Here is an 8,076-nt window from a genome sequence, read left to right as displayed (position 1 = left end):
GGGTGGGACAGACCTGATCGGGCAGACTCAGGGCTCCTCGCCTAACCCCCTTTCCAGGAGTGAGTCACGCCGATGTCGTTGCTCGCCAGATCCAGTCTCGCCAACCGGGGGCTCGTCGCCCTGATCGCGGTGGTGGCCGCGATGTTCGGGGTGTTCGCGGTGCCCGCCCTGAAGCAGCAGCTCCTGCCGTCGCTGGAGTTCCCGGGCGCGTTCGTCGTCGCCGGCTACCCGGGTGCCGGGCCGGAGATCGTCGAGTCCCAGATCACCGAGCCGATCGAGAACAGCCTCCACGGACTTGCCGGCCTGGAGAAGATGACCTCCACCTCCCGTGAGGGCTCGGCCACCGTCTCGGTGCAGTTCGCCTTCGGCACCGACGTGGACGACGCGGCCAACCGGATGCGGACCGCGCTGGGCCGGATCGAGTCGCAGCTGCCGGAGGGTGTCGACCCCCAGGTGCTCACCGGCAGCACCGACGACCTGCCGGCGGTGGTGCTCGCCGCCAGCGGCGGCGACGAGCAGGCGCTCGCCGAGCGGCTGCGCAACACCGTCGTACCCGAACTGGAGCGGATCGACGGGGTCCGCGCGGTCGCGGTGACCGGAACCCGCCAGCAGGTCGTGACGATCACGCCGAACCGGGCGAAGTTCGCCGCTGCCCGGCTGACCCCCACCGCGATCGGCGCGGCGCTGAGGAACAACGGGGTGGCCGTCCCGGCCGGCGCGGTCAGCGACGGCACCCGGACCCTGCCGGTGCAGGTCGGCGCCCCGGTCACCACCCTGGACGAGCTGCGCGGCATCGTGCTGACCTCCACCGCGCCGAAGGCGCCCCCTGTCCGCCTCGGCGACGTGGCGACGGTCGAGCGGCAGCTCGCCCCGGCCACCGCGATCACCCGCACCAACGGCGTGGAGAGCGTCGGGATCCAGGTCACCGCCGCGCCGGACGGCAACGCGGTGCGCATCTCCCACGACATCCGGGACCGGCTGGCCGAGCTGCGTACCGCCTCCGGCGCCGAGCTGACCGTCGTCTTCGACCAGGCGCCGTTCGTCGAGAAGTCGATCGACAGCCTCACCACCGAGGGCCTGCTCGGTCTGGTGATGGCCGTGGTGGTGATCCTGGTCTTTCTGCTGTCGGTACGGTCCACGCTGGTCACCGCCGTGTCCATCCCGCTGTCGGTGGTGGTGGCGCTGATCGCGCTCTGGATCGGGGACCACTCGCTCAACCTGCTCACCCTCGGCGCGCTCACCATCGCCGTCGGCCGGGTGGTCGACGACTCGATCGTGGTGCTGGAGAACATCAAGCGCCACCTGGGGTACGGCGAGCCGAAGCGGGAGGCGATCGTCACCGCGGTCCGCGAGGTTGCCGGCGCGGTGACCGCGTCCACCCTCACCACGGTCGCGGTGTTCGCGCCGATCGCGTTGGTCGGCGGCTTCGTCGGTCAGCTCTTCGCGCCGTTCGCGATCACCGTGACCGTGGCCCTGCTCGCCTCGCTGCTGGTGTCGCTGACCGTGATCCCGGTGCTGGCGTACTGGTTCCTCACCCCGCGGCGTACCGGAGTGGACGCCGCCGAGGTACGCCGGGCCGCCGAGGAGAAGGAGCTACGCGACCCGTTGCAGCGGGCGTACCTGCCGGTGATCGGGTTCGTCACCCGGTCCCGGGCGACCCGGTGGATCACCGTGGCGGCGGGCCTGCTGGTGCTGCTCGGCACCGTCGGTCTCGCCCGCCAGCTGGAGACCAACTTCCTCGACGACTCCGGCCAGGACACCCTGACCATCAACCAGGAGCTGCCGGCCGGTGCCGACCTGGCGGTCACCGACCAGGCCGCCCGCCGGGTCGAGGAGGTGCTGGCCGGCACCGACGGCGTCAAGACGTACCAGGTGACCGTCGGGGGCAGTGACCGGCCGTGGGAGGGCGGCGGCGGCACCAACACCGCGCGCTGGTCGGTGGCGCTCGACGGTGACACCGACGCCAGGGAGATGAGGGAGACCCTCCGTGAGCGGTTCGCGCCGGACGACCAGGTCGGTGCGCTGACCTTCGGCCAGGGGCAGGGCGACCGGCTGGAGGTGCTGGTCCAGGCCGCCGACCCGGAGACGCTCGCACGAGCCGCCCAGGCTGCTGAGGCGGCGATGGCGGACACGCCGGGCGTCGAGGAGGTGCGGTCCAGCCTGGCGGCCCGGGTGCCGCGGGTCGACGTGCGGGTCGACCGGCTGGCCGCGGCGCGGGTCGGGCTGAGCGAGGCGGCGGTCGGGCAGTTGGTGGCCCAGGCGTACCGGGGCGCCCCGCTCGGTCAGGTGTCGCTCGACGGCGGGCAGCAGGACGTGGTGCTGCGTAGCGCGACCACCCCGCCGACGACGGTGGAGCAGCTGCTCGCGTTGCCGGTCGGCCCGGTGAAGCTGGGCGCGATCGCGAAGCTGAGCACCGTCGACGGGCCGCCGCAGATCACCCGGATCGACGGCGAGCGCAGCGTCACGGTCACCGGCACCGCCACCGGCGCCAACCTCGGCGCCACCAGCAAGGAGCTGAAGCAGCGGCTGGAGGACATCGACGTGCCGGGCGCGACCCTCACCGTCGGCGGCGCGAGCGCGGACCAGCAGGAGGCCTTCGCCGACCTGGGCCTGGCGGTGCTGGCGGCGATCGCCATCGTGTTCCTGATCATGGTGGCCACGTTCCGCAGCATCACCCAGGCGCTGATCCTGCTGATCTCGGTGCCGTTCGCCGCGACCGGCGCGATCGCGCTGCTGCTGACCACCGGCACCCCGCTCGGCGTGCCGGCGCTGATCGGCGTGCTCATGCTGGTCGGCATCGTGGTGACCAACGCGATCGTCCTGCTCGACCTGGTCAACCAGTACCGGGCGCAGGGCATGGGGGTGACCGAGGCGGTGGTCGAGGGTGGCCGACGCCGGCTGCGTCCGATCCTGATGACCGCGGTCGCCACCATCTTCGCGCTGCTGCCGATGGCACTCGGGCTGACCGGCGAGGGTGGGTTCGTCTCCCAGCCCCTGGCCGTGGTGGTGATCGGCGGCCTGCTCAGCTCCACGCTGCTGACCCTGGTGCTGGTGCCGACGCTCTACACGATGGTGGAGCACACCAAGGAGTCTCTGTGGCTGTGGTGGGGCCGTCGCTCCGGCCGGTCGGCTCCGGCCCCGCGACCGGCCCCGGACGCTGCCGGGACCGAGGCTGAAGCGCTCGTCCCGGCCGGCGGCCCCCCGGCTGACGCCGGCACGGAGTCTGCGCCCGCCAACCGGGCCCCCTCGGCGGCGCTGATGGACGGCACCGACCAGTTCGAGGTGCTGCGCCTGCCGAGGAGCCGGAAGTCACCGCTGCCCCCGACGCGGTGACGCCGTCTGACGTCGAAGGGGCGGGCCGCGCCGGCGGCCGCCCCTTCCGCGCCCGGGGTAGGGTTCCGGCACGTGTCCTCCACCCTTGAGGTCCTGACCCGCAACCGGGACTTCCGCCACCTGTTCCTGGCCCAGCTGGTCGTCTTCGGCGCGGACTGGTTCGTCATGGTGCCGCTGCTCGTGTTGCTGCCGGAGCTGACCGGCAGCGGTGTCTGGGGAGCCCTGGTCCTGGCGTTGGACACCGGTGTGGTGGCCCTGCTGCTGCCGTACACCGGAACCATCGCGGACCGCTTCGACCGTAAGAAGATCATGATGGCGGCGAACCTGGCCGCCCTGGCCGGCGTGTTGCTCCTGCTCGGGGTCCGCGACGCCGGCACCGCCTGGCTGGCCATGGTGGCGATCGCCGTGGTCGCGGTCGCCAAGGCGTTCTACTCGCCGGCCGCGCAGGCGGCCCTGCCCAACGTGCTCCAGCCGCGCGAACTGGCCGCCGGCAACGCCGTCGCCGGCTCGGCGTGGGGCACGATGACGGTGGTCGGCGCCTCGCTCGGCGGCGTGCTCAGCGCGGCCACCGGGCCGTACACCAGTTTCTGGGTGGCCGCGGCCGGCCTGGCGCTGGCCGCGGGCCTCGCCGCGCTGATCCGCCGGCCGCTGCAGGCCCCCCGGGAGGCCGACCGGCCGGCGCCCCGCACCTGGGCGGCGATCGGCGAGGCGCTCGCTCACATCGGCCGCCGGCCCCGGGTGCTGGCCCTGGTCACCGTCAAGTCGGCGGTCGGCCTGGGCAACGGCGTCCTCACCGTCTTTCCGCTGCTCGCCGGGGTGTACGGTGCCGGCACGGTCGGCACCGGTCTGCTCTTCGCCGCCCGGGGCGCGGGAGCGCTGGTCGGGCCGATCCTGATGCGCCGGGTGCTCACCAACCGGGCCTGGCTGCTGCCCGGCCTGGCCGTGTCGATGTCGCTGTACGGCCTGGCCTACCTGGGCGCCTCGGTGGCCGGTTGGTTCCCGCTGGTGCTGCTGCTGGTCTTCGTCGCGCACTTCGGCGGCGGCAGCAACTGGGTGCTGTCCAACTTCGCCCTCCAGGGCGAGGTGCCGGACCATCTGCGTGGCCGGGTGTTCGCCACCGACATGATGCTGGCGACGCTGGCCATCTCGGTGAGCCAACTCGTGGTCGCCGCCCTGGTGGACGTGGTGGACGAGCGGGTGGTGCTGGCCGGCTGCGGTCTGGTGACACTGGTGTACGCGGTGGGCTGGCGGGTCGCCACTCGCCGGCTGTCGCTCGCCGACCCGACCGTCGCGCCGGCGGCGGCCACACCCGGCGGGTAACGATCAAGTCCCACCGTCCGGGCGAAGCTCCGCGACGTCGATCCGGGGCCATAGCATGAGCCGGTGCCGTTGACATTCGCCGCCGGACCGGTCCGGGTCCGGGTCCCCGCCACCAGCGCCAACCTGGGGCCGGGTTTCGACGCGCTGGGCCTCGCCCTCGGGCTGTACGACGACGTGGCGGCGGAGGTGACCCCCGGCGGCGTCCGGGTCACGGTCGACGGTGAGGGCGCCGGCGAGCTGCCGAAGGACGACCGGCACCTGGTGGCCCGTGCCATGCGGGTCACCTTCGACGCGCTGGGCGGCCAGCCGTCCGGGTTGGCGCTGGAGTGCGTCAACCGGATTCCGCAGGCGCGGGGGCTCGGCTCCTCCTCGGCGGCGATCGTGGCCGGGGTGCTGCTGGCCCGCGCGCTGGTGACCGACGGCGGGCAGCGGCTCGACGACGACGCGGCGCTGCGGCTGGCCGCCGAGATCGAAGGCCATCCGGACAACGTCGCTCCCTGCCTGCTGGGAGGATTCACCGTCGCCTGGACGGAGCCGTCCGGGGCCCGGGCGGTGTCGCTGCCGGTCGCCGAGGGCGTCCGGCCAACGGTGTTCGTACCGGCCGAGCGTGGCCTGACCGAGACCGCCCGGGCGGCTCTCCCGCCCACCGTCCCGCACGTCGACGCCGCGTCGAACGCCGGGCGGGCCGCGCTGCTGGTGCACGCCCTGACCACCGAGCCGGCGCTACTGGTGCCGGCCACCGTCGACCGTCTGCACCAGGACTACCGCGCCCCCGGCATGCCGCAGACGGCGGCCCTGGTCACCGCCCTGCGTGCGGCGGGTGTGGCCGCCGTGGTCAGTGGGGCGGGGCCGACGGTGCTGGCGCTGACCGAACCGCCCGCCGATTTCCGACCGGGAACAGAATGGCAGGTATGGCGGTTGGCGATAGAGGCGAGCGGTGCGACCGTGTCGCGGGGTAGACTGGGACACGCCGAGCGGGGTCCTGTTGCCGCAGGTCGGAAGAGTTGATTACGCTCTAGACTCAGCACAGCCGCGAAGCATGCGATCTTCCTGCGGGTCGGCGCACCCCCGAAGCTCTCGGCGGTCAGTCCGTCACCCCTGCCAAAGGCCCACGCCGCACCGCAGTTTCCACAGGTCGCCGCAGACGGCGAGACCTGCTCACCGATGTTGGTGAGTCGGGAGACCGACCGGCTGCTGTGCCACAGACTCCCGCGACGCGTCAGTGCGAGGCGGGTGCACCGAGGCCGCCCGGCCACCTGAGTTGTCGACTCCGGGCAGTCCCGGCCTATCGAGGGAAGGAATCCATTGAGCGACACCACCGACGTGACGTCGGATGTTTCCAACGTCGCTGGCGATGCCACCACCGCCGCCCCCGCCCGCCGTCGGCGTAGCGGTACCGGTCTGTCGGCGATGCTGCTGCCGGAGCTGCAGAGCCTGGCCGCGTCGCTCGGCATCTCCGGCACGGCGCGGATGCGCAAGGGCGAGCTGATCAGCGCGATCACCGAGCGGCAGCAGGGCGGCGCCGCGACCGGCACCCCTCGACCGCGGGCCGAGGTCGCCGCCGCGACCGCGACCGCCCCTGCCCGTGACGAGGTCCGCGCCGAGGTGCGCGAGACCGCGGAGCAGGCTTCCGCCGCGCCGGCCGCCGGTGCGGCCGAGGGGCGTACCCGGACCCGGCGTAGCCGGGCCGTCGCCGCCGAGGCGCGCACGGCCGAGGGTGGTACTCCCGAGGTGGGGGCCGAGGCGGCTGCCGCCCCGGAGACCGCCGAGCGTGGCGAGGGCCGTGGCGGCCGGGACCGTGGCGAGCGCACCGAGCGGGCTGAGCGGGGCGAGCGGGCTGAGCGGGGCGAGCGGGCTGAGCGGGGCGAGCGGACCGAGCGGGCTGAGCGGGGCGAGCGGACCGAGCGGGCTGAGCGGACCGACCGGGCTGAGCGGGGCGACCGTACCGAGCGGGTTGACCGTACCGACCGGGCTGAGCGGGGCGACCGTACCGAGCGGACCGAGCGGACCGACCGGGCTGAGCGGGGCGAGCGGACCGACCGCACCGAGCGGACCGACCGGGGCGATCGTGGTGACCGCGGCGAGCGGGGCCCCGAGCGGGCCCAGCGTACCGACGACTCCGACGAGGACGGCGAGAACGGCGGCCGGCGCGGCCGGCGCAGCCGCTTCCGGGACCGCCGGCGGGGCCGGGGCGAGCGGAGCGAGGGCGGCGACGGTGGCGGCCGTGAGCCGCAGGTCGGCGAGGACGACGTGCTCGTCCCGGTGGCGGGCATCATCGACGTGCTCGACAACTACGCCTTCGTCCGGACCACCGGCTACCTGGCCGGCCCGAACGACGTGTACGTCTCCATGTCCCAGATCAAGAAGTACGGCCTGCGCCGTGGTGACGCGATCACCGGTGCGGTGCGGGCCGCAGCTCGCGACGGTGAGCAGCGGCGGGACAAGTACAACCCGCTGGTCCGCCTGGACACCATCAACGGCATGGAGCCGGACGAGGCCAAGCGTCGCCCCGAGTTCTACAAGCTCACCCCGCTCTACCCGCAGGAGCGGCTGCGGCTGGAGACCGAGCCGCACATCCTCACCACCCGGGTGATAGACCTGGTCATGCCGATCGGCAAGGGTCAGCGTGCGCTGATCGTGTCGCCGCCGAAGGCCGGCAAGACCATGGTGCTGCAGGCCATCGCGAACGCGATCACGCACAACAACCCGGAGTGCCACCTGATGGTGGTGCTGGTGGACGAGCGTCCGGAAGAGGTCACCGACATGCAGCGGTCGGTGAAGGGCGAGGTCATCGCGGCCACGTTCGACCGTCCGCCGCAGGACCACACCACGGTGGCGGAGTTGGCGATTGAGCGGGCCAAGCGCCTGGTCGAGTTGGGGCACGACGTCGTCGTGCTGCTCGACTCGGTGACCCGGCTCGGGCGGTCGTACAACCTGGCGGCGCCGGCCAGCGGCCGGATCATGTCGGGTGGTATCGACTCGACCGCCCTCTACCCGCCGAAGCGCTTCCTGGGTGCGGCCCGCAACATCGAGAACGGTGGCTCACTGACCATCCTCGCCACCGCGCTGGTGGAGACCGGGTCCATGGCGGACACGGTCATCTTCGAGGAGTTCAAGGGCACCGGCAACGCGGAGCTGAAGCTGGACCGGAAGATCGCCGACAAGCGGACCTTCCCGGCCATCGACATCCACCCGTCCGGCACCCGCAAGGAGGAGATCCTGCTCGCGCCGGAGGAGCTGGCGATCATCCACAAGCTCCGCAAGGTGCTGCACTCGCTGGACTCGCAGGCGGCGCTCGACCTCCTGCTCGACCGGCTCAAGCAGAGCCGCACGAACATCGAGTTCCTGATGCAGATCGCCAAGTCGACGCCGGGGGAGTGACCTCTCCCGGGAGACCGCACGAAGGGCACGGCCGTGGCGGCC

General features: G+C 73.0%; 4 protein-coding genes. All 4 read left to right on the top strand.

Features of this window, described 5'->3' with window-relative positions; translation table 11 throughout:
• The first annotated feature begins 72 nt into the window (after positions 1-72).
• The 4 genes from E1165_RS16955 (at position 73) to rho (ending at position 8,034) form a co-directional block, all read left to right on the top strand.
• Positions 73-3,333 (top strand): efflux RND transporter permease subunit, encoded by a 3,261-nt coding sequence (locus E1165_RS16955; protein ID WP_132392576.1) that lies wholly within the window; start codon positions 73-75, stop codon positions 3,331-3,333.
• 72 nt (positions 3,334-3,405) lie between these two features.
• Positions 3,406-4,653 (top strand): MFS transporter, encoded by a 1,248-nt coding sequence (locus E1165_RS16950; RefSeq protein WP_132392574.1) that lies wholly within the window; start codon positions 3,406-3,408, stop codon positions 4,651-4,653.
• A gap of 63 nt (positions 4,654-4,716) precedes the next feature.
• A complete protein-coding gene (gene thrB / locus E1165_RS16945; protein ID WP_132392572.1) occupies positions 4,717-5,661 on the top strand; it encodes a homoserine kinase in 945 nt (314 codons plus the stop codon).
• A 297-nt stretch (positions 5,662-5,958) separates the two neighbouring features.
• Positions 5,959-8,034 (top strand): transcription termination factor Rho, encoded by a 2,076-nt coding sequence (gene rho, locus E1165_RS16940; RefSeq protein ID WP_132392570.1) that lies wholly within the window; start codon positions 5,959-5,961, stop codon positions 8,032-8,034.
• Positions 8,035-8,076 lie beyond the last annotated feature (42 nt).

Source organism: Micromonospora sp. KC723, from assembly GCF_004348595.1.
Taxonomy (GTDB): Bacteria; Actinomycetota; Actinomycetes; order Mycobacteriales; family Micromonosporaceae; genus Micromonospora.
The sequence above is the reverse complement of the archived record's forward strand: the minus strand, read 5'-3'. Positions and strand labels throughout refer to the sequence as shown.

Excerpts from the sequence above, each read along its gene's own strand:
- E1165_RS16955 (WP_132392576.1), top strand. The coding sequence starts at position 73 with ATGTCGTTGCTCGCCAGATCCAGTCTCGCCAACCGGGGGCTCGTCGCC.